At 72.0% G+C, this 21,458-nt stretch carries 17 protein-coding genes; 7 read left to right on the forward strand and 10 right to left on the reverse strand.

All coding sequences use genetic code 11. The features are described 5' to 3' along the window. Nucleotides 1-189: 189 nt before the first annotated feature. A complete protein-coding gene (locus GGD88_RS06550) occupies nt 190-1,437 on the reverse strand; it encodes a tetratricopeptide repeat protein (RefSeq protein ID WP_184433080.1) in 1,248 nt (415 codons plus the stop codon). 2 nt (nt 1,438-1,439) lie between these two features. Then, nucleotides 1,440-4,907, reverse strand: a complete 3,468-nt coding sequence (dnaE, locus tag GGD88_RS06555; RefSeq protein WP_184433081.1) for a DNA polymerase III subunit alpha — start codon at nt 4,905-4,907, stop codon at nt 1,440-1,442. Nucleotides 4,908-5,068: 161 nt separating this feature from the next. On the opposite strand from dnaE, the gene GGD88_RS06560 reads away from it, so the two are divergent. Beyond that, nucleotides 5,069-6,592 carry a transporter substrate-binding domain-containing protein gene (locus GGD88_RS06560; protein WP_184433083.1) on the forward strand — a complete coding sequence of 508 codons (1,524 nt, stop codon included), beginning with the start codon at nt 5,069-5,071 and terminating at the stop codon, nt 6,590-6,592. Between the two features lie 150 nt (nt 6,593-6,742). Further along, complete coding sequence (locus GGD88_RS06565; RefSeq protein WP_184433086.1) at nt 6,743-7,183, forward strand: hypothetical protein; 441 nt, start codon at nt 6,743-6,745, stop codon at nt 7,181-7,183. A gap of 35 nt (nt 7,184-7,218) precedes the next feature. Here GGD88_RS06565 and GGD88_RS06570 read toward each other — a convergent pair whose 3' ends face one another. The 5 genes from GGD88_RS06570 to GGD88_RS06590 all read right to left on the reverse strand — a co-directional run bounded on the left by GGD88_RS06570 (nt 7,219) and on the right by GGD88_RS06590 (nt 12,400). Further along, entirely contained in the window at nt 7,219-7,605 is a 387-nt protein-coding gene (locus GGD88_RS06570; RefSeq protein WP_221237036.1) for a MarR family transcriptional regulator, read from the reverse strand. A 191-nt stretch (nt 7,606-7,796) separates the two neighbouring features. Further along, the gene (locus GGD88_RS06575; protein ID WP_184433091.1) at nt 7,797-8,507 is read right to left on the reverse strand and encodes an ABC transporter ATP-binding protein; all 711 of its coding nucleotides are present in this window, start codon (nt 8,505-8,507) and stop codon (nt 7,797-7,799) included. Continuing rightward, on the reverse strand, nt 8,504-9,256 hold the full coding sequence (locus tag GGD88_RS06580; protein WP_343056298.1) for an ABC transporter ATP-binding protein: 753 nt from the start codon (nt 9,254-9,256) through the stop codon (nt 8,504-8,506). The genes GGD88_RS06575 and GGD88_RS06580 overlap by 4 nt, the downstream gene beginning before the upstream one ends. Before the next feature lie 4 nt (nt 9,257-9,260). Next, the gene (locus tag GGD88_RS06585) at nt 9,261-11,132 is read right to left on the reverse strand and encodes an ABC transporter permease (protein ID WP_184433094.1); all 1,872 of its coding nucleotides are present in this window, start codon (nt 11,130-11,132) and stop codon (nt 9,261-9,263) included. A gap of 17 nt (nt 11,133-11,149) precedes the next feature. Then, nucleotides 11,150-12,400: an ABC transporter substrate-binding protein gene (locus GGD88_RS06590; RefSeq protein WP_184433096.1), complete on the reverse strand. Its 1,251-nt coding sequence runs from the start codon at nt 12,398-12,400 to the stop codon at nt 11,150-11,152. Between the two features lie 280 nt (nt 12,401-12,680). On the opposite strand from GGD88_RS06590, the gene GGD88_RS06595 reads away from it, so the two are divergent. Beyond that, the gene (locus tag GGD88_RS06595; protein WP_184433098.1) at nt 12,681-14,117 is read left to right on the forward strand and encodes a DegQ family serine endoprotease; all 1,437 of its coding nucleotides are present in this window, start codon (nt 12,681-12,683) and stop codon (nt 14,115-14,117) included. Next, nucleotides 14,114-15,490, forward strand: coding sequence for a replication-associated recombination protein A (locus GGD88_RS06600; protein WP_184433100.1), 1,377 nt, complete (start codon nt 14,114-14,116; stop codon nt 15,488-15,490). The genes GGD88_RS06595 and GGD88_RS06600 overlap by 4 nt, the downstream gene beginning before the upstream one ends. A gap of 278 nt (nt 15,491-15,768) precedes the next feature. On the opposite strand, the gene GGD88_RS06605 is transcribed toward GGD88_RS06600, so the two are convergent. Next, nucleotides 15,769-15,915 carry a DUF3096 domain-containing protein gene (locus GGD88_RS06605; protein ID WP_184433102.1) on the reverse strand — a complete coding sequence of 49 codons (147 nt, stop codon included), beginning with the start codon at nt 15,913-15,915 and terminating at the stop codon, nt 15,769-15,771. 81 nt (nt 15,916-15,996) lie between these two features. Beyond that, nucleotides 15,997-16,800, reverse strand: a complete 804-nt coding sequence (locus GGD88_RS06610; RefSeq protein WP_184433104.1) for an SDR family NAD(P)-dependent oxidoreductase — start codon at nt 16,798-16,800, stop codon at nt 15,997-15,999. Nucleotides 16,801-16,884: 84 nt separating this feature from the next. On the opposite strand from GGD88_RS06610, the gene GGD88_RS06615 reads away from it, so the two are divergent. From GGD88_RS06615 to GGD88_RS06625, 3 genes are all read left to right on the forward strand, one after another. Beyond that, nucleotides 16,885-17,526 carry an SOS response-associated peptidase gene (locus tag GGD88_RS06615; RefSeq protein ID WP_184433106.1) on the forward strand — a complete coding sequence of 214 codons (642 nt, stop codon included), beginning with the start codon at nt 16,885-16,887 and terminating at the stop codon, nt 17,524-17,526. A 107-nt stretch (nt 17,527-17,633) separates the two neighbouring features. Continuing rightward, the gene (tldD, locus tag GGD88_RS06620; protein ID WP_184433108.1) at nt 17,634-19,067 is read left to right on the forward strand and encodes a metalloprotease TldD; all 1,434 of its coding nucleotides are present in this window, start codon (nt 17,634-17,636) and stop codon (nt 19,065-19,067) included. 50 nt (nt 19,068-19,117) lie between these two features. Then, nucleotides 19,118-19,297, forward strand: coding sequence for a hypothetical protein (locus GGD88_RS06625; RefSeq protein WP_184433110.1), 180 nt, complete (start codon nt 19,118-19,120; stop codon nt 19,295-19,297). A 142-nt stretch (nt 19,298-19,439) separates the two neighbouring features. On the opposite strand, the gene ggt is transcribed toward GGD88_RS06625, so the two are convergent. Continuing rightward, nucleotides 19,440-21,218 (reverse strand): gamma-glutamyltransferase, encoded by a 1,779-nt coding sequence (gene ggt, locus GGD88_RS06630; RefSeq protein WP_184433113.1) that lies wholly within the window; start codon nt 21,216-21,218, stop codon nt 19,440-19,442. Nucleotides 21,219-21,458 lie beyond the last annotated feature (240 nt).

Here is a 21,458-nt window from a genome sequence, read left to right on the forward strand (position 1 = left end):
TGAGCCGGTCCAGCGGGCCGCCCAGGGGCGGCGCCGCCATGCCGACACCGGAACGACCCGCTGACCCCTTCCGTCGTGGACGGAACGGTGCCCGGGCCGCGCTCCCGCGTGTGGGTTGGTGGGCGGGTTCTAACGTCTCACAGGGCGCTTGACAAGGCCCTACGGGCTGGTGTCGCGGGGCCACGGTCCTCACGCGAGGCGGATCACCGCCTGCTTGGAAAACGGGCTGACGCCGAGGATCTCGGGGCGCCAGCCATGGTGCGCGACGGCCTTCTGGAAGGCCCGATACTCGTCGGCGCGCCAGTCCGGGTTCATCAGGTATTCGTCGAACGCCAGCACGCTGCCCGGCCGCAGCCGCGGCGCCAGCAGCGTCAGCACGTCGCGGGTCGACTCGTACAGGTCGCAGTCGATGTTGGCGAATCGCACCGCTGCGCCCGGGTGCGCCGCCAGCACACCGGGCAGGGTGTCCGCGAACAGCCCGGCATGCAGGGTGACGTCCGGGGGCATGGCCGGCAGCACGCCGCCGGTGGAGTACAGGCCGGGCGCGTGGCCGTACCAGGCGCGGGGCAGACCGGTGAAGGTATCGAACCCGTGCACGTGCTGGCCCGCGCGGGCGGCGATGGCGCGCAGGGAGTGGCCGAAGCGCACCCCGAACTCCAGCACCAGCCCGGGTTCGTGCGCGTGCTCCAGGGCAAAGGCGAGGCCGCCGATGGTGCTGCCCAGCAGGCGTGCGCCGTCCTCGACCAGCCATGGGCGCATGGTCTGGGCGCTGTCCAGCAGCGCGGCGGCCGATGCCCCCAGTTCCGCCACCACGGCCAGCGCGGCGTCCGCGGCGTCCGTCGCGCCGCGCGCCGCCCGCAGCATGGCCAGCGCGATCCACGCCAGCGCGTGGTCCGGGGCCAGCGTCACGGCCTCGGTCACCGCGCGTTCGGCCACCGCCGGGCCGACACGGTCCAGCAGCAGGGCATGCTGGTTGTACAGCACCTCGGCGCGGGCGCGGCCCGTCGCGTGGTCCAGCGCGCGGTCGAACAGCGCCAGCGCCGCCGTGGCCTGGTCCAGGTCGGTGAGCGTGTTGCCCAGGTTGTTGAGGGCCGCCACCTCGTCCGGGGCGCGGGCCAGCGCGTGGCGATAGTGCGTCTCGGCCCGTTCCAGGTCGCCCAGGTCCTGGTGGAGGGTGCCCAGGTTGATGCGCGCCGGCACGGCGTCGGGTGCCACGCGGCAGGCCCGGTCGAGCAGGGCCAGGGCCGCGTCCACCTCGCCGCGTTGGTAATGCGCCAGACCGAGCAGGTTCAGGGCGTCCGCTTCGGCGGGGTCGGCCGCCAGCGCGGCCCGGTAGCCGTCCGTCGCGGCCGGCAGGTCGCCCGCCGCATGGGCCGCCAAAGCGCGGTCGAGGCGGTCCGCCGCCGTCGCCGCTCTGTCCAGCGCCGGCCGGGACACCGTCACACCTCCCGCACGTCGAGCACGCCCGGCACGTCCCGCAACGCCATCAGCGTGTCGGCGGTCAGGCGGTGACGCCGGTCCAACTCCAGTTCCACCTCGCGGTCGGGCGTGCGCGGGACCACGAACACCTTTTTCTGGCCCTGCGGGTCGGCGGCCAGGATCTCGCGCACGCGGGCCAGCGGTCCGGGCTCGCTGACGTAGATCTTGAGTTGCTCGACGGTGCGGGCCACCGCGGCGTCGAGGGCGTCCACGGACTGCACCATCAGGCGCAGTTCGTCGTCCCCCTCCTGGCGCACGTCCACGGACATCAGCAGCGGCTGTTGGCTGTCCAGCAACTCCCGCGACGCCGCCAGCACCTCGGAGAACACCACCGCCTCGACCGTCCCGGTGGCGTCCGACAGTTCCACGAAGGCGTAGCGGTTGCCGGTCTTGCCGGTGCGCTCCTTGCGGGCGCCGGCGATGACGGCGATGCGCACCGACCCGCGCCCGCTGTGGCGGATGTGGCGGGCCAGGTCGCCCAGGGGGACGACGGACAGGCGCTCCAGGCCCTTGCCGTAGCTGTCCAGGGGATGGGCCGACAGATAGAAGCCGAGCGCCTCGCGCTCCATGCGCAGGCGCTCCATCGGCGCCCAGTCCGAGCGGTTGGGCAGCGGCAGCGCCGGGGTTTCGTCGGCGCCGCCGAACAGGCTGACCTGGTTCGAGGTGCGGGCCTCAGCGGCGGCCTGGGCGTGGCGCAGGATGGTGTCGATGGCCTCGAACACCTGGGCCCGGTTCGGGTTGAGGCTGTCCAGCGCGCCCGCCTTCACCAGGTTCTCCAGCAGCCGCTTGTTGACCGCGCGGGCGTCCAGGCGGTGCGCGAAATCGGCCAGATCCTGGAACGGGCCACCGCGCGCGCGCTCCTCGATCAGCGCCGCCATCGCCGCCTCGCCGACGTTCTTGATCGCCGCCAGGGCGTAGCGCACAGCCCCGCCCTCGACCGAGAACGCCACCTCGGAGCGGTTGACGTCCGGCCCCAGCAGGGTGATGCCCAGGCGGGTCAGCTCGGTCTTGAAGGCGCCCAGCTTGTCGGTGTTGTGCATGTCGTAGGTCATGGTCGCGGCCATGAACTCGACCGGGAAGTTGGCCTTCATGTAGGCGGTCTGGTAGGCCACCAGGGCATAGGCGGCGGCGTGCGACTTGTTGAAGCCGTAGCCGGCGAACTTGGCGATCTGGTCGAAGATCTCGGAGGCATTGGCGGCCGTGATCCCACGCGCTTCCGCGCCCTGGCAGAACATGGCGCGCTGCTTGTCCATTTCCGCCTGGATCTTCTTGCCCATGGCCCGGCGCAACAGGTCGGCGCCGCCTAGGCTGTAGCCCGCCAGCACCTGCGCGGCCTGCATGACCTGCTCCTGATAGATCATGATGCCGTAGGTCTCGCGCAGGATCGGCTCGAGCTTCTCGTGCATGTAGTGCACCGGCTCCAGGCCCTGCTTGCGCTTGATGTAGCTGGGGATGTTGTCCATCGGTCCGGGCCGGTACAGGGCCACGACGGCGATGATGTCCTCCAGCGTATCCGGTTTCATGTTGCGCAGCACGTCGCGCATGCCGGTGCTTTCCAACTGGAACACGCCGGCGGTCTCGCCGCGCCCCAGCATGTCGTAGCTCGGCCGGTCGTCCAGCGGCAGCGCCGACAGGTCGGGGGTGATGCCGCGCGGCGCCAACAGGGCCACGGCCCGGTTGAGCACCGTCAGGGTCTTGAGGCCGAGGAAGTCGAACTTCACCAGCCCGGCCTGTTCGACCCATTTCATATTGTATTGGGTCACCGGCATGTCGGCGTGCGGATCGCGGTACAGCGCGACCAGGTCCGACAGCGGGCGGTCGCCGATCACCACGCCGGCGGCATGGGTCGAGGCGTGGCTGTACAGGCCCTCCAGCTTGACGCCGATGTCGAGCATGCGCGCCACCTGCTCGTTCTCGCGCTGCAACTCCTGCAGGCGCGGCTCGCCCTGGATGGCCTGGGGCAGGGTGACCGGATTGGCCGGGTTGTTCGGCACCATCTTGCAGATCTTGTCGACGAAGCCGAGCGGCATCTGCAACACCCGCCCGACCGAGCGCAGCACGGCGCGGGCCTGGAGTTTCCCGAAGGTGATGATCTGCGCCACCTTGTCGGCGCCGTAGGTCTCCTGGACGTAGTGGATGACCTCGCCGCGACGGTCCTGGCAGAAGTCGATGTCGAAGTCCGGCATCGACACGCGCTCGGGGTTCAGAAAGCGTTCGAACAGCAGGTTGAATCGGATCGGGTCCAGGTCGGTGATGGTCAGCGCCCAGGCCACCACCGAGCCGGCGCCGGAGCCGCGCCCCGGTCCCACCGGGATATCGTGTTCCTTGGCCCACTGGATGAAGTCGGCGACGATCAGGAAGTAGCCGGGAAAGCCCATGGACTCGATGGTGCCGAGTTCGTAGTCCAGCCGCTCCCGGTAGGGCGTCGCCGCCGCGGCGCGGGCGGCCTCGTCCATCTCGGCATCGAAGACATGCTTGGCGAGGCGGGCGTCCAGGCCCTCGCGCGCAAGGTCACGGAGCGCCTCGGCTTCGGTGCGGTCGCCGGCGCGGCGGGCGTGCGGCAGGATGGGCTTGCGCTTCTCCGCCATCACCGCGCAGCGCCGCGCGATGACCAGGGTGTTGTCGCAGGCTTCCGGCAGGTCCCGGAACAGCTCGCGCATGTCGGGCGCGCTTTTGAAATGGTGCTCCGGCGTCAGGCGGCGGCGGTCGGCCTCGTCGACGAAGGTCTTCTCGGCCATGCAGATGAGGACGTCGTGGGCCTCGTACATGTCGCGGGACGGGAAGAACGGCTCGTTGGTGGCCACCAGGGGCAGGTCCTGGGCATAGGCCAGGTCGATCAGGGCCGGTTCGATACGGTCTTCCGCGGCCATGCCGTGGCGCTGGATCTCCACGTAGCAGCGACCCTCGAACGCCGCCGCCAGCCGGGCCAGCATCGCCGCCGCCTCGTCGGGGCGCTCCTCGCTCAGCAGCCGTCCGACCGGCCCGCCGACGCCGCCGGTCAGCAGGAGCAGGCCGGCGTTGCGCGCCTCCAGGTCCTCCACCCCGACCTGCGGCTTCTCGCCCGAGGGTGTCTCCAGAAACGCCGCGCTGACCAGCGCCTGCAGGTTGGCGAGCCCGGCCTCGCTCTGGGCCAGCAGCACCACGGCGTCCGGCTCGGGGCGGCGCAGATCGCGCATCCCGGCGCCGCGCCGGCGCGGCTCGTCACTGTTGCGGACCGCGACCTGGCATCCCACGATCGGCTGCACGCCGGCGTCGGCGCAGGCAACGGAGAACTCCAGCGCGCCGAAAAGGTTGCCCGTGTCCGTGATCGCCACCGCCGGCATGTCCTGGGCCGTGCATAGCCGGACCAGATCCTTGACCTGGATTGCCCCCTCGGACATGGAATAGGCGGTATGAACGCGCAGATGGACGAAATCGGCATGCGGCATGGGAGACCTTCGTGGGATGGCCCGCGGCGGCCCGGCCGGACCGGGGGGCGAGGGAGCGCATGGTAGCGGACGAGGGCGCGCGTGTCGCGCATCCGGCGCGTCGGACGCGGCGGGTCCGGTGTGCCGGGCGATCGGTCCCGGCGCCGGTGACGCGGGTCCTCGTGCTCCTGGTCGCCGGAGCCGTCTCCGGCGCCGCCTGGGCCGCGACCGACGAGCCGGCCGAGGCGGCCGGCGCGGACCGCCCGGCCGACCCGCCGCTGACCCTGTGCACCGCGCCCTGGCCGCCGTTTGTGGAGACCGTGCCGCCGCCGCGCCCGCCGTCCGACAAGCCCGATCCCGATGCGCTCGGCTTCCGCGAGACGGCGGCCGGGCTGCCGGGCCGCGCCCTGGCTTCGGGCGTGCCGGCGGCCGGGGACGACCACGGGCCGGTGCGCCCCCCGCCGCTGCCGGAGGCCCTCGCCGACGCGGAGGCCGCCGGCCCGGCCGCGCCGGCCAACGTGTCCGATCCGACACCCGAGACCGCCCGGTCCGCGCCCGTGCCGCAGGACACCCGGCTGCCGGTGCTGGCCGTCACGCCGCTGTCGGAGGTGGAGGTTGTGCCACCACCGGCCCCGGTCGAGAAGCGGGCGGGTCGGATCGCGCAGACTCTGGCCGCGGCCCGGCGCGGCCTCGCCGGCGCGGGGGCGGACTCGGCGGAGCCCGACGCCCCGGTTCCGATGGACGGACCGCTGGCGGATGACACCGCCGCGGAGGCCGAGACGGACCCCGAGATCGCCCCCACCACCGAGACCGGCGCCGGCCCCGTCGATCCGCCGGATCCGGCCGAGACCGAGGCGCCCGCAGCCACAGTGGCTGCGGCCGACGCGAATCAGGATCCCGGCCGGGAGCCGGAACCGGAACCGGGACCGGGGACGGGGACGGGGACGGGAGGCGAGGGCGACCTGGCCCCGTCGGCGGCGCCCGAGGCGGATTCAGAGGCCACCACCGGCCGCGACGGGCGCCCGACCCTGCGGTCGTTGCAGATGCCCACGGCGCGCGCCCTGATGCCGCAGGGTCGGGCCGGCGGTCCGCTGGCCGAGGTGGTGCAGGCAGCGTGCCGGGAAGCCGGCCTCGACTGCCGCATCGCCCTGGTGCCGTGGATGCGGCCGCGCAGTCACCTGGAGGCCGGCACCTGCGACGCCGTGTTCCCCGTCGAGGACACCGCCGAGAGCCGCCCCTACATGACGTTTTCCGATCCCCTGGTGGAGAGCGAGTTGGCGTTCTTCACCATGAACACCGGGATCCGATCGGTCTCCGACCTCACGGAGTACATCGTGCTGGCGCGCGGCCCCTCCCAGGCGGCGCGCCACGCCGAGGCGGCGGTCGGCCCCCTGTACCGGACCGCGCTGGTGCTGGGGCCCGATCTGGACAGCCTGATCCGCCGCCTGAGCGCCCTCGATCCCGCCGATCGCGTCGCCCTGTATGGCAACTACCACGTGGTGACGCGGGCCATGGACGATCTCGACGTGCCCATCCCGGCCCTGAACGTGGTGCGTCACCGCGGCCAGGTGTTCCGCGTCGGGTTTGCGCGCAACCGCGTGCCGGGTCCGGTGCGGGAGGCGTTCGACGACGGGCTGGCGCGCATCCGCCAGACCCGCGAGTGGCAGGAGATCCTGGAGATCGGGGCGCTGGCGCCACTGAATTGACGCCCGGCGGGAGCGGCGCAATGCACCGCTGCCGTGGATCCGATTGCGCCCTGTCAATGACACACATTCTCAAACTCGGCTATCCATGGCTGCGCCGGGGTCGGTTCCCCGGGGGCGACCTGTCACGGACATCGGGTGAAGAGAATGCTGATGCGCAGAGGGCTTGTTGGGCTGGTCATGGGAGGGCTGGCGTGGGCCGTGCTGGCGCTGCCGGCGTATGCGGCGGGTGGCGCGACCGTGACGCTGCGGTGCGCTGATGCCGCCGACGACCCCGTGGACCTGCGCGCCTGCTTCGCCGATTCCCGGCTCGAGATCAGCCGCGAGGGCACCAAGACCGCCTATACGGCCGCCGATCTGGCGTCCCTGGGCGCGGTGTCGGACGGGGTCCTGACCCTCGCCATGCCGCACAATTTCTCGGTGCGGGCGCGCAACAGCGGTGAGGGCCTGACGCTGGCGCTCACGGTGACGGCGCCGGGCGGTCGCGTTGTGCACACCGCCGAAGCGGGCCGGCTGGGCGTGGTGCAGTTCTACCACTGCGGACCGTCGGTCGATCCGCAGTGCCGCGAGTACAATTACTCCGAACCCCAATGACGGTGCCCAGGTGATCGGCTTCCAGGTGTTCAGCTTTACGTGATCTTCTGCAACAGGCTCATCAGGTCGTGACGCTCCTCGGGTGACAGCGGCGCCAGGGTCTCCTCGCATGCCGTGGCCGCGCAGGTCTTGGCCCGTTGCAGCACGGTGCGGCCGGTGTCGGTCAATCCGATCACGGTCATGCGCCGATCCTCGGGCACGCGGCGCTTCTCGACCATGCCGCGGCCCTGCAACCGCCCGACCACACCCTTGACGGTGGCGACATCCATCGCCGTGAGGCGTCCGAGACGGTTCTGGGAGGTCTCGCCGACCTCCTCCAGCTTGGCCAGGGTCGCGAACTGCATCGCGGTCAAGTCCTCCACCATCATGCTGGAGAACAGACCAAGATGGCGCTGATACGCGCGCCGGAGCAGAAATCCCACCTGACCGTCCAGTTGAAATGGCTGCACCATCGGCCCGCCGCCCTCAGTATGGTACACAAGTGCCGTCGCCGCGTCTGAAAGACGGGGCGCGAACCTGTGCAAACATATCGGGTCACGGTTCGGAAGGAAAGCCTCGGCACGCAAAAGGAAGGCGATGACGTGCCCCAGATCAGCCGGCGACCACGCCTCTCTCAAATCGCGAGATACCTGTCCTTCACGTCCTTTGCGCCGTCGAACGTCGCCATCGTGCCCTCGAACCGCAGCCGTCCCTTTTCAAGAATGCACACCCGGTCAACAACGGAACGCGCGAAATGCAGGTTCTGTTCCGAGACGATCAAGGTGAGGCCCTCGGCCTTCATGGTCCGCAGCACCGCCGCCATTTGCGCCACGATGCGCGGCGCCAGGCCCTCGGCGGGCTCGTCGAGCAGGATCACAGAGGGGTTGCCCATCAGGGTGCGGGCGATGGTCAACATCTGCTGTTCGCCGCCCGACATCTGCCCGGCCCGGCGGTGGCGCAGGTCGGCCAGATTGGGGAACAGGTCGAACAGCGCCGCCGGGGTCCAGGCCGGCACCCCGGGGCGCGGCGGCTGGCGTCCGACGGCCAGGTTCTCGGCGACCGTCAGGTCGGAGAAGATGCGCCGGTCCTCCGGCACGTAGCCCAGGCCGAGGCGGGCGATGCGGTGCGCGGGCAGGCCGGCGATCGGGACCCCGTCCAGGATGACGTCGCCCGTGACGGCCGGCACAAGGCCCATGAGGCTGGCGAGCGTGGTCGTCTTGCCGGCCCCGTTGCGGCCCAGCAGGGCGAGGACCTCACCGCCGGCGACGGACAGCGTGACGTCGAACAGGATGTGGGCGCGGCCGTACCAGGCGTTGAGGCCGCGCACGACAAGCTTGGCGGTCATGCGCCGTCCTCCTCCCCCAGATAGAGGGCGCGCACGGCGGGGTCCGTCCGGACCGCGTCCGGCGGCCCCTCCGCCACCAGCCGGCCGCGGTCCAGGACCAGGATGCGGTCGGCATGGCGGAACACCACGTCCATGTCGTGCTCGGTGAACAGCACCGCCAGCGCGCGCGCGGCCGCCACCTCGGTGGTCAGCGCCATCAGCCGGGTCCGCTCGGCCGGGGCCATGCCGGCGGTGGGCTCGTCCATCAGCAGCAGGCGCGGCGCGTTGGCGAGGGCGACGGCCAGTTCCAGCCGCTTCAGGTCGCCGTAGGCCAGCATGCCGCAGGCCCGTTCAGCCTGGTCGCCCATTCCCACCAGGTCCAGCAGGTCCCAGGCCTCGTCGCGGTACAGGCGGTCGGCGCGCGACCACGGCCGCCAGGCGCGGCGGTGATACGAGATCAGGGCGGTCTGGACGTTCTCGATCACCGTCATCGACCCGAAGGTGGCGGTGACCTGGAACGTGCGCCCGACGCCCAGGCGCCAGATGCGGCGCGGGGGCAGGCCGGTGACCTCGCGCCCGAACAGGCGGATGGTGCCGGCATCGGGGCGGCGCTGGCCGCTCAGCATGTCGAACAGGGTGCTCTTGCCGGCGCCGTTGGGACCGATCAGCGCCAGCCGCTCGGTGGCGCCGAGGCTGAAGCCGACGCCGTCGACCGCGCGCACGCCGCCATACGCCTTGCACAGGTCGCGCACCTCCAGCGCCGCGGTCACGGGGTCAGCCCTCCGCATCCGGGCGTTCGGCCCGCAACGGCGCCACACGCCGGCGCCAGATGCCGACGATGCCTTCGGGGAACGCGATCACCAGGGCGACGATGAAGCCGCCCAGCACCAGTTGCCACAGTTCGGTCTCGCTCGACATGTGGATGGACAGCGCCTTGAACACCCCGGCGCCGACCAGCGGTCCGGCCACCGTCTGGATGCCGCCCAGCAGCACCATGACCAGCCCGTCGATGGACACCGGGATCGACAGCACCTCCGGGAACACGCTGCCCTTCAGGTAGGCATAGAGCGCCCCGGCCAGACCCGCGAACCCGCCGGCCAGGGTGAAACACAGCCACTGCGTCCGCAGCCGGTCCAGCCCGATCGCCCCGGCGCGGCGCACGCTGTCCCGGCACGCCCGCACGGCGTAGCCGAAGGGCGAGAAGATCAGATGCCGGACGGCGGTCAGCGCGGCCGCGCACAGCGCCAGGGTCAGCAGGTAGAACAGGGCCGGGTCGGCGGCCCACGGGCTGGGCCAGACCCCGAGAATGCCGTTGTCGCCGCCGGTGACCGGGGTCCACTGGAACGCCACCGACCAGATGATCTGCGCGAAGGCCAGGGTCAGCATCGCCAGGTACACCCCCGACAGGCGCACGCAGAACCACCCGAACAGCGCCGCCCCGGCCAGCGCCAGCAGTGGCCCGGCCAGCAGCCCCAGGCTCATGGGGGCTTCCAGGAAGCGCACCAGCAGCGCGGCGCCGTACGCCCCCAGCCCGAAGTAGGCGGCGTGACCGAACGAGACCATGCCGCCCACCCCCATCATCAGGTGCAGGCTGGCGGCGAACAGGGCGAAGATCAGGATCTCGCTCAGCACCGACAGGGTGTAGTCGCCGGCGAACAGGGGCAGCGCCGCCAGCGCCCCGACCAGGGCCAGCACGGCCCCGCCGGCGGCGCGGCCCAGCGGTCGCCACGGCGTCTGCGCCAGCCCGGGCGCCGGGCGCGGCGCCTCTTCGGCCCGGCCCAGCAGGCCGTGGGGGCGCAGCACCAGCACCACCGCCATGACCAGGAACAGCAGCACCAGCGAGATCTTGGGGAACAAGAGGATCCCGAAGGCGTTCAGCTCGGCCACGATCACGGCGGCCAGGAAGGCGCCGGGCACGCTGCCCAGGCCGCCGATCACCACGATGACGAAGGCCTCGACGATGATCTGCATGTCGAGCGCGTGGTGCACGGCCTCGCGCGGGATCTGGACCGCCCCGCCCAGCGCCGCCAGGAACGCCCCCAGGGTGAACACCCCGGTGAACAGCCGCGCCTGGTTGACCCCCAGGGCGGCCACCATGGCGCGGTCCTGGGTCGCCGCCCGCACCAGCACGCCCCAGCGCGTGCGGTGCAGCAAGAGCCACAGCAGCCCCAGCACCGCCGGCCCCAGCGCGATCAGCACCAGGTCGTAGGCCGGGAACGGCTGGCCCAGGATGGACACCGCGCCCTCCAGCCCGGGGGCGCGCGGTCCCAGCAGGTCCTCGGGTCCCCAGATCAGGGTGACGATGTCCTCGACCATCAGCGCCAGGCCGAAGGTCGCCAGCAGCGGGAACAGCTCGGGGGCGCCGTAGATGCGGCGCAGGATGAGGATCTCGACCAGCGCGCCGACCACGGCCACCACCGCCGCCGCCGCCAGCAGTCCGCCCCAGAACCCCAGCACGGCGCCGAGCGGGCCGCTCCAGGCGGTGGTGAGGGTATAGGCGACGTAGGCCCCCAGCATGAAGAACGAGCCGTGCGCGAAGTTCACGATCCGGGTGACGCCGAAGATGATCGACAGCCCGCTGGCCACCAGGAACAGCGACGACGCGCTGGCCAGGCCGGTCAGGGCCTGGATGACGAAGAACTCCATACCAGAGGTGTCCTGTTCTATTCAGGGCGGCGCGCCGCGGCTTCCTCCTCGGGCGGCAACACGGCGGCGCCGTCCACATAACGGATATCGACCATCACCCCCCGGCCGTCGCGCACCGCGGTGCGGCCGACGAAGGCGCCCATGGTGGACTGATGGTCGGCGGCGCGGAAGGTAATGCGGCCGAACGGCGTCTCTACGGCGATGCCACGCGCGGCCTTGATGAGGGCGTCGGTGTCGGTCGAGCCGGCTTTCTCGATCACCGCCGCGACCGCCTTCATGGCGTTGTAGCCGACCACCGAGCCCAGGCGCGGATAGTCGTCCCAGCGCGCCCGGTACGCCTCCAGGAAGGCGTCATGCTCCGGCGTGTCGATGGCGTACCAGGGGTAGCCGGTGACGATCCAGCCCTCGGGGGCCTCGGCGCCCAGCGGGTCCAGGTACTCGGGCTCGCCGGTCAGCAGGCTGACCACGGCGCGGCCCTCGAACAGCCCGCGCGTCGTGCCCTCGCGGACGAACCGGGCCACGTCGGGGCCGAAGGTGACGTTGAAGATGGCGTCCGGCTCGGCGCGCAGCAGGGCCTGCACCGTGGCGCCGGCGTCGATCTTGCCCTGCGGCGGCCACTGCTCGTCGACCCACTCCACGTCGGGGCGCAGGGCGGACAGCGCCGCCTTGAACGCCGCCACCGCCGAGGTGCCGTACTCGTAGTTGGGGGCGATGGTGGCCCAGCGCGTGGCGTCGAGTTTGGCGGCCTCCTCGGCCAGCATGTTGGCCTGCATGGAAGTGCTGGGGCGCAGCCGGAAGGTGTAGTCGTTGCCCTTCGACCAGACGAGCGCGTCGGTCAGCGGTTCGGCGGCCATGAAGAACACCCGCCGCTGCTTGGCGTAGTCCGAGACTGCCAGGCCGATATGCGAGAAGAAGGTGCCCATCAGGAGGTCCACGCCCTCGCGGGTGACCAGCTCGTTCGCGGCGGTGACCGCGTCGCCCGGGTTGCCGGCGTCGTCGCGGTCGATGACCGCCAGCGGCCGGCCCAGGACGCCGCCGGCGGCGTTGATCTCCTCCAGCGCCAGGGTCCAGCCGTTGCGGTAGGGCAGGGTGAAGGCGGGCAGCCGGGTGTAGCTGTTGATCTCGCCCACCCGAATCGGCTCCTGTGCGGCGGCCGGCGGCGCGGTCGCGAGACCAGCGACGGTGAGGGTGGCGAGGGCGGCGAGGGCGACGAGGGCCGGGGCGGCGGTGGTCAGCGCGCGGCGGCTGAGGCGGCGGGTCCGGACCATGGCGGCATCTCCTGGGACGGGGCCTGGGGCAGGGGCGGCGCCGGTCGAGCGGCGCCCGGCACCGGCGATGTGCGGCCCACTTGATCGGAAGCGCGTGCCGCGCGCAAGCCCCCCGAACCGCGGGGGGTTTTGCGCCCACCGATGCGCCGCGGGGGGCGGCCGGCCGGGACGCGCGATTGCCGCACCGGCGGGCGCGTCCTAGATCTGGGGCGCGCACCGGAGTCGCGGACCGTTGCGTCCCGTCCGCTGCGTCGATCTCCGTCCTGCCCAGAGAGGGCCCATGCCGTTGTCCCGCTCCGCTCCCCCGGTCCTGGCCGCCGGCCTCGCCCTGCTGGTCGCCCTGGTGCTGGCGCTGGCCCTGCCGCCGGCCGCGCAGGCCCAGCAGGTGCCGCAGTCCCGCGCGGAGATCGCGCTGTCGTTTGCGCCGGTGGTGGAGCGGGCCGCGCCCGCCGTGGTCAACATCTACAGCCGCCGGGTGGTGCGCGACCGGCGCGTGCCGCCGCTGTTCGACGATCCCTTCTTTCGCCATTTCTTCGGCCGCGATTTCGGGCCGGCGCGGCCGCGCGAGCGGGTCGAGAACGCGCTGGGCTCGGGCGTGATCGTGCGCACCGACGGCGTCATCCTGACCAACCGCCATGTCATCGAGGGCGCCGACGAGATCACCGTGGTGCTCAACGACCGGCGCGAGTTCGACGCCCGCGTGCTGGGCGAGGACGAACGGTCCGATCTGGCGGTGCTGACCATCGACACGGGGGGCGAGTCGCTGCCGGCCCTGCCGCTGGGGGATTCCGAGGCGCTCCAGGTGGGCGATCTGGTGCTGGCCATCGGCAACCCGTTCGGCGTCGGTCAGACGGTGACGATGGGGATCGTTTCGGCGCTGGCGCGGACCACGGTGGGCATCAGCGACTACCGCTCCTTCATCCAGACCGACGCCGCCATCAACCCCGGCAATTCCGGCGGCGCGCTGGTCGACATGGCCGGCCGCCTGGTCGGCATCAACACCGCCATCTACAGCCAGGACGGCGGCAGCGTCGGCATCGGCTTCGCGGTGCCCGCGACCATGGCGCGGATGGTGGTCGACAGCCTGCTGGCCGGGGGGACCGTCACCCGGCCGTGGCTGGGCATCGACGGCCAGACCGTCACCGGCGACATCGCCCGCTCGCTGGGACTGTCCCGGCCGGTGGGCGTGCTGGTCACCGAGGCGCTGTCGCAGGGGCCGGCACGGGCCGCCGGCCTGCGGCGGGGCGACGTGATCCTGGCCTACAACGGCCGCGCGGTCGACGGCGAGGAGGTGCTGCGCTATCGCATCGGCACCAGCCCGGTGGGCGGGACCGCGACCCTGCGGGTCTGGCGCGACGGGGACACGCGCGATATCAGGGTCGACCTGCGCCCGCCGCCCGAGGACCCGCCGCGCACCCCCACCCGCCTGCGCGGCCGTCATCCCCTGAACGACGTGACCGTCGCTAACCTCAACCCGGCGCTGGCCGAGGAGATGCGCCTGCCGCATGGCCAGGGGTCGGTGGTGGTGCTGGATCTCGGCCGCACCAGTGTGGCCGGCCGCTTCGGGCTCCGGCCCGGCGACGTCATCCGGGCCGTCAACGGCCGCGAGCCCACCGACGTGCGCGACCTGGACCGTCTGATGCGGCGCACCGGGCCGCCGTGGCGGCTGGAGATCCTGCGCGAGGGACGGCCCGCCCGGGTCGTCATCGGCGGATGAGCGATCTGTTCGGCGAGGCGGCGCCGGCCGCCACCGCGACCGATCGGGCGCCGGCCCCGGCGCCGGCGGACGATCCCTCGCGCCCGCTGGCCGACCGGCTGCGGCCGCGCACCGTGGCGGACGTGGTGGGCCAGGATCACCTGCTCGGTGCCGATGGCCCGCTGCGCCAGATGCTGGACGCCGGGCGGCTGGCGTCGCTGGTGTTCTGGGGGCCGCCCGGCTGCGGCAAGACCACCATCGCCCGGCTGCTGGCGGATCACGTCGATCTGCACTTCGAGCCGCTGTCGGCGGTGTTCTCCGGGGTGGCCGACCTGCGCAAGGTGTTCCACGCCGCGCGCGACCGGCGCGCCCGCCAGGGGCGCGGCACTCTCTTGTTCGTCGACGAGATCCACCGCTTCAACCGCGCCCAGCAGGACGGCTTCCTGCCCTATGTGGAGGACGGCACGGTCGTGCTGGTGGGGGCCACCACCGAGAACCCCAGTTTCGAACTGAACGCGGCGCTGCTGTCGCGGATGCGGGTGTTCGTGCTGCGCCGGCTGGACGACGCCGGCCTGGAGCGGCTGCTGGCGCGCGCCGAGGCGGCAATGGGGGCGTCCTTGCCGCTGACCGATGCCGCGCGGACCAGCCTGCGGGCGATGGCGGACGGCGACGGCCGCTACCTGCTGACCCTGGCCGAGGCGCTGTTCGCGCTGGCCCAGGCCGCGCCCGGCGGCCCGGCGGGCATGGCGCCGCTGGACCCGGAGGGACTGGCGCAGGTGGCGCAGCGCCGGGCACCGGTCTACGACAAGGACCGGGAGGAGCACTACAATCTCATTTCTGCGCTGCACAAGTCGCTGCGCGGCTCCGATACCGACGCGGCGCTGTACTGGTTCGCCCGCATGCTGCACGGCGGCGAGGATCCGGCCTACATCCTGCGCCGGCTGACCCGCTTCGCGGTCGAGGACGTCGGTCTGGCCGATCCGGCGGCGGTCGAGCAGGCGATCGCGGCGTGGGAGACCTACGACCGCCTGGGCAGCCCGGAGGGCGACCTCGCCATCGCCCAGCTCGTCGTCTACCTGGGCACGGCGCCCAAGAGCAACGCTGCCTACGTGGCGTTCAAGGGGGCCCAGAAGGCGGCGCGCCAGACCGGCAGCCTGATGCCGCCGATGCACATCCTCAATGCGCCCACCACGTTGATGAAGGACCTGGGCTACAGCGCCGGCTACCGGTACGACCACGACGCGGAGGACGGGTTCTCGGGCCAGGACTACTTCCCCGAGGGCATGGCGCGGGTGCGCTTTTACGACCCGCCGGAGCGCGGCTTCGAGCGCGAGGTGCGCAAGCGCCTGGCCTACTGGGACAAGCTGCGGGCGAAGCGGCAGGGCGAGGGGTAGGTCGCCCGTGGTCCCACGCGGGAGCGTGGGACCGAGAAAGGGGACTCAGAAGGAGGGGCTCTCGCGCCCACGCTCCTGCGTGGGCGCCGGTCTGGCCCGGGGTCCCACGCGGGAGCGTGGGACCGAGAAAGGGGACCCAGAAAGAGGGGTCTCGCGCCCACGCTCCTGCGTGGGCGCCGGTCTGGCGCGGGGTCCCACGCGGGAGCGTGGGACCGAGAAAGGGGTGGCTCGCGCTCCCGCTCCTGCGTGGGCGCCCGACCGACGCTGAGGGGTGTGGCTCAGAGGTTGAGGATTCCGAGGCCGAGCAGTCCCACCAGGATCAGGTAGCCGGCGACGATGTAGTTCAGCAGCTTGGGGACGATCAGGATCGCGACGCCGGCGGCGATGGCGAGGATGGGCTCCAGGCTGGCAATGGTGATGGTCATGGGGGGTGGGCTCCTCTTGCTGTTGGGCCGGTGATGACACCGCGTCCCCTAAACGCGGGAGCCGGCCGCGCCGTTCCGCCCCTACAGCAGGCGTTGGCCGCCGTCCACGAACACCTCGTTGCCGGTGACGTAGCTGAAATCGGCATCGCACAGCCGGAACACGACCCCGGCCACGTCGGCCACCGTGCCCATGCGGTCCAGCGGGATACGCGGGATCAGGGCCTCGTATTCCTCGCTGATCATCTCGGTGGCGATCTCGCCGGGCGCGACTGCGTTCACCCGCACGCCGAGTTGCGCGAACTCCGCCGCCATCTCCCGCGTCAGGCCGGACAGGCCGGCCTTGGAGGTCGAATAGGCCGAGCCGGCGAACGGGTGCACGTAGTGGCCGGCGATGGAGGTGATGTTGATCACCGTCCCCTTGCCGCGCGACAGCTTGACGCTCATGGCCCGGGCCAGGCGCAGCGGGGCGAAGAAGTTCAGCTCGAACACCTCGTGCCAGCCGTCGATGGACCCGTTGAGGATCCCCAGGCGTTCCTTGTACGGCGTCTTGGGCGACACACCGGCGTTGTTGATGAGCGCGTGCAGGGGTTCGTCGCCCAGGGCCTCGATGGCGCTGGCGGCGAAGGCATCCAGGCTGTCCGCGTCGCCCAGGTCGGCGACGAAGTGGTGCGTCCACAACGGATCGCGGCGGCAGTGGGCCGGCACGTCGCGCCGGGCGCAGGTGATGACCCGCCAACCCTCGGCCATGAAGCGGGCGGCGATGGCGTGGCCGATGCCCTGGCTGGCGCCGGTGATCAACACCGAGCGGCCGGTGTGGTGCGGGGCGATCTTTTCGGCGGCGGTGTGGTCCACGGGGCAGGCGAGGGAATCGTGCGGGTCGGTCATCGGCGGTGTCCTCGGGACCGGGGCCGGGGCGGGCGCCGGCGGGCGGTCTTGCGGGTGGGGGCGGGGCGTCCCATTCTACCCGGCATGTGCGCGCGTTTCGAACTCAATGTGGCGCCGGCCGATCTCCTGGCGCGGTTCGGCCTGACGGCGCCGCCGGAAGACGATGCGGTCACCGGGGCCGCGCTGGACCGGCTGCCCCGGGCCGAGATCCGGCCGACCGACCGGGTGCCGGTGATCGGGCCGCGCCGGGTGCCGGTGGCGCTGTCCTGGGGGGTCCGGGTGGACTGGGACCCCAAGCCGCTCATCAATGCCCGCGCCGAGACGCTGGCCGCGAAGCCCACCTTCCGTCCGTTCGTCGGCAACCGCTGCCTGGTGCCGGCGACCGCCTTCTTCGAGTGGACCGACCCGCCCGCAGGCGCCCCGCGGGGACGCAAGCGGCGTCATCGCATCGGCCGCGACGACGCCCCGCTGTACGCCATGGCCGGGCTGGTAGACGACCGGGGCAGGTTCACCGTCATCACCCGCCCGGCGACCGACCGGATGGCGGCGCTGCATCATCGCATGCCGGCGATTCTGGCCGGTCCGGATGCGGAGGTGGCGTGGCTGGACCCGGCACGGCCGTTCGCGGACGTGCAGGGCCTGCTGACCGACTGGGACGGACCACTGGTGATCACCGACGATGGGGCGCCGGAGGGGGCGGCGGGTCAGGCCGACCTGTTCGCATGATCTGCCGGTCGCCCCGGCTTGAATTGGCGCCGGGGCGTCGAATCTAGTAGGACAGTGGCGGCCGGTCCTGTGCCGCCTGTCTGTCCGTTCCGTGGAGAGTGCCGTCCATGCCCCATGATGCCCAGGCCGAAGCCCTGTTCTTTGACCGCGCCGGCCTTGACCGGACCCGCGTGACCGCCCTGGTGGACGAGGCCCTGGCGGGCTGCGACGACGGCGCCCTGTTCCTCGAATACAAGCAGTCGGAGAGCTTCGCGCTGGACGACGGCCGCATCCGCAGCGCCTCGTTCGACACTGCCCAGGGTTTCGGGCTGCACGCCGAGCAGGGCGAGACCGTCGGCTTCGCCCACGCGACACTGCTGGACGAGCAGGCCATCGCCCGCGCCGCCGAGACCGTCAAGGCGGTGCGCACCGGCTCGGGCGGGACGTTGGCGCTGCCGCCGCAGCGCACCAACCGGCACCTGTACACGAACGACAACCCCATCGACGGTCCGGGCATGGACCGCAAGGTGGCGGTGCTGTCGGCCATCGACGCCTACGCCCGCGCCAAGGATCCACGCGTGGCCCAGGTCATGGCCAGCCTCACGGGTTCCTGGCAGGCGGTCACCATCCTGCGCGCCGGCGGGGTGGCGGTCTCCGACATCCGCCCGCTGGTGCGCCTGAACGTGGCCGTGGTCACCCGCCAGGGCGAGCGCATGGAGAGCGGCAGTTACGGCTGCGGCGGCCGCATGGGCTATGAAACCTTCGTGACCGAGGAACGCTGGCAGGCGGCGGTGGACGAGGCGCTGCGCCAGGCCCTGGTGAACCTGGAGAGCATCGACGCGCCGGCCGGCGAGATGCCGGTGGTGCTCGGCCCCGGCTGGCCCGGGGTGATGCTGCACGAAGCGGTCGGCCACGGCCTGGAGGGCGACTTCAACCGAAAGAAGACGTCGGCGTTCGCCGGCCGCATCGGCGAGCGCGTGGCCGCACCCGGCGTCACCGTGGTGGACGACGGCACGCTGCCGGACCGGCGCGGGTCGCTGTCGGTCGACGACGAGGGCACGCCGAGCGGGCGCACCGTGCTGATCGAGGACGGCATCCTGAAGGGGTACATGCAGGACCGTATGAACGCGCGTCTGATGGGGGGGGCGCCCACCGGCAATGGCCGCCGCCAGTCGCACGCCCACCCGGTGCTGCCGCGCATGACCAATACCACCATGGAACCGGGGGACAAGGACCCGGAGGAGATCCTCCGTTCGGTCAAGAATGGCCTCTATGCCGTCAACTTCGGCGGCGGGCAGGTGGACATCACGTCGGGCAAGTTCGTGTTCTCGGCCTCCGAGGCCTACCTGATCGAGGACGGCAAGGTCGGTCCGGCGGTGAAGGGCGCCACCCTGATCGGCCACGGCCCGGAAGCCATGACCCGCGTCTCGATGCTCGGCACCGACCTGGCCCTGGATCCCGGCATCGGCACCTGTGGTAAGGACGGCCAGGGGGTGCCGGTCGGTGTGGGGCAGCCGACGATGCTGATCGACCGCCTCACCGTGGGCGGCACCAGCGCGTAGCGCATGACGCCCAAGCGGACGACCCGGGAGCCGCGGGAGCCGATGATTCGATGATGCTGGAGACCGCGGAAGCCCAGACCATGCAGGTGCTGGTTCTGGTCGCCCTGGCGCTGTTCATCGGCGTGCAGGCCTTTCCCATCGGTCCGGTGTGGCGGCGGCGCGGCCTGATCCTCGGTGCCGTCTGCCTGGCCGTGGCGGTCGTGTTCACCGTGGTGGCCTGGTACACCTGATCCCAAGCTGCGATAAGCGCATCTCGACGAGCGCATCTCGACGAGCGCATCTCATCGCAGCTTGAGTCTCGCGTCACGAGGCGTGACGGCCGGTCGGTGTTGCCTTCCTGCAATGAGGTCCAGCCCATTGCAGGCAGGGTCCCTATCCCCCCAGGGCGACGCCCTCGCGGCGCGGGTCGGCGCCCCCCACAAGCGTGCCGTCCGGCATGATCTGGATGGCGTGCAGGCCCGACTCCAGCGGCCGGATCACCACCTCGTGGCCCAGGCCCTCCAGCCGGCGCGCCAGCCCGGTGACGGCGGTGCCGCGCTCCAGCTCGGTCGGGCCGTTGCGGTTGACCACATGGCCCATCGACACCGCCGCCTGCGGGTCCAGGCCCCAGTCCAGGATCCCGACCAGCGCGTTGGCGACGTAGTTGATGATGCGCGACCCGCCGGGCGAGCCGATCAGCAGCACCGGATCCCCATCCCGGAACACGATGGTCGGGGACATGGAGGAGCGCGGCCGCTTGCCGCCCTCGACCCGGTTGGCGACCGGGCGGCCGTCGACCTCGGGGTCGCGCGCGAAGTCGGTCAGCTCGTTGTTGAGCAGGAAGCCGCGCGCCATCACCCGGCTGCCGAAGCCGGTCTCGATGGTCGTGGTCATCGACAGCATGTTGCCGTACGCGTCCACGATGGCGAAGTGGCTGGTGCCCGGGCGCTCCGGCTGGGTGTCCGGCGCGCGTCCCTCGGCGTCGTCCCACGGCGGATGGCCCGGCTCGGCACGGGTCATGGCGCGCACCGGGTCGATCAGCGCGGCGCGCCGGGCCAGATAGTCCCGGTCCAGCAGGCCGGCGGTGGGCATCGCGACGTAGTCCGAATCGGCCATGTACAGCCCGCGGTCGGCGTAGGCCAGCCTGGCGGCCTCGGCGTACAGGTGCCAGGCTCGCGCCGACGGCCCCATCGCAGGCAGGTCGAAGCCCTCCAGCAGGCCCAGGATCTGGCCCACCGTCAGCCCGCCGGAGGTGGGCGGCCCCATGCCGCAGACGTCGTAGCCCCGGTAGACGAGGCAGACCGGCGCGCGCTCGACCACCGTATAGGCCGCCAGATCCTCCAGCGTCAGAATGCCTGGGTTGATGTCGGTCTTGACCGCGGCGACGATGTCGGCGGCGATCTCTCCGGTGTAGAACGGGGCCGAGCCTTCGGCCGCGATCCGGCGCAGGGTATCGGCGAAGGCCGGGTTGGTCAGCACCGTGCCGGCGACCTTGGGCGACCCGTCGGGCTCGAAGAAGTAGGCCCGCGCGGCCTCGAAACGGTCCAGCTCGCGGGCCTGCGCGGCGGCGATCGACTCGGCGAGGCGGGGCGAGATGACGAAGCCCTGTTCGGCGGTGTCGATGGCCGGTTGCAGCAGGTCGGCCCAGGGTTGGCTGCCGTAACGGCCGTGCAGGGTCTCCAGCAGCTTCAGGGTGCCGGGCACGCCGACCGAGCGGCCGCCCACGACGGCCTCCCACCAGCCCAGCGGCTCCCCGGCCTCGTCCAGCCAATAGGTTTCGTCCGCCGCCAGGGGCGCCCGCTCGCGGCCGTCCAGGGTGATCAGGCGCTGTTCGGCGGCATCCCAGTACAGCGCGAAGGCGCCGCCGCCGATGCCCGACGACTGCGGTTCCACGAGGTTCAGCATGGTCTGGACCGCCACGGCGGCGTCGGCCGCGGTGCCGCCGGCGGCCAGCACGGCGCGGCCGGCCTCGGCGGCCAGCGGGTTCGCGGCGGCCACCATGTACGGGCCGGGCAGGGCCGGCCCCGCGTCGGCGGCGGGCGCCTCCGTCACGGCCGGCTCGGTCGCGGCGGGCGGGGTGGCGCGGCCGGCGACGAACGTGAACCAGACCACGCCGGCGGCCACGAACCCGCCGAGCACTAGCAGGCTGGTGCGGTTCTTGATCTCCATCATCTCACTCCCTGTGGGGATCGTTGCGTCCCCTTTCCGTTAGGAACCACAGGGCATATGGGGATGACGGGTCAGATCGGCAGGCCACCCGAGGACAGCGCCATGAGAATTTTCGACAGCAGCACGGCGCCGAGAATGATGTAGCCGGACGGGGTGAGGGTATCCATGCGGCACCTCCTGGACAGGGGATGGATCGGGTCGGGACACGGCCGGCCGACCCGGACCGGTCCAGGAATGTTACCG

Source organism: Roseospira goensis (assembly GCF_014197795.1).
Classification (GTDB): Bacteria; Pseudomonadota; Alphaproteobacteria; order Rhodospirillales; family Rhodospirillaceae; genus Rhodospira; species Rhodospira goensis.

What these genes read in the sequence shown, in the direction of transcription:
- GGD88_RS06585 (WP_184433094.1), bottom strand. Translation starts at nt 11,132, where the DNA reads ATGGAGTTCTTCGTCATCCAGGCCCTGACCGGCCTGGCCAGCGCGTCG.
- GGD88_RS06600 (WP_184433100.1), top strand. Translation starts at nt 14,114, where the DNA reads ATGAGCGATCTGTTCGGCGAGGCGGCGCCGGCCGCCACCGCGACCGAT.
- GGD88_RS06615 (WP_184433106.1), top strand. Translation starts at nt 16,885, where the DNA reads ATGTGCGCGCGTTTCGAACTCAATGTGGCGCCGGCCGATCTCCTGGCG.
- GGD88_RS06565 (WP_184433086.1), top strand. Translation starts at nt 6,743, where the DNA reads ATGCGCAGAGGGCTTGTTGGGCTGGTCATGGGAGGGCTGGCGTGGGCC.
- ggt (WP_184433113.1), bottom strand. Translation starts at nt 21,218, where the DNA reads ATGATGGAGATCAAGAACCGCACCAGCCTGCTAGTGCTCGGCGGGTTC.
- GGD88_RS06595 (WP_184433098.1), top strand. Translation starts at nt 12,681, where the DNA reads ATGCCGTTGTCCCGCTCCGCTCCCCCGGTCCTGGCCGCCGGCCTCGCC.
- GGD88_RS06605 (WP_184433102.1), bottom strand. Translation starts at nt 15,915, where the DNA reads ATGACCATCACCATTGCCAGCCTGGAGCCCATCCTCGCCATCGCCGCC.
- GGD88_RS06610 (WP_184433104.1), bottom strand. Translation starts at nt 16,800, where the DNA reads ATGACCGACCCGCACGATTCCCTCGCCTGCCCCGTGGACCACACCGCC.
- tldD (WP_184433108.1), top strand. Translation starts at nt 17,634, where the DNA reads ATGCCCCATGATGCCCAGGCCGAAGCCCTGTTCTTTGACCGCGCCGGC.
- dnaE (WP_184433081.1), bottom strand. Translation starts at nt 4,907, where the DNA reads ATGCCGCATGCCGATTTCGTCCATCTGCGCGTTCATACCGCCTATTCC.
- GGD88_RS06625 (WP_184433110.1), top strand. Translation starts at nt 19,118, where the DNA reads ATGATGCTGGAGACCGCGGAAGCCCAGACCATGCAGGTGCTGGTTCTG.
- GGD88_RS06590 (WP_184433096.1), bottom strand. Translation starts at nt 12,400, where the DNA reads ATGGTCCGGACCCGCCGCCTCAGCCGCCGCGCGCTGACCACCGCCGCC.
- GGD88_RS06575 (WP_184433091.1), bottom strand. Translation starts at nt 8,507, where the DNA reads ATGACCGCCAAGCTTGTCGTGCGCGGCCTCAACGCCTGGTACGGCCGC.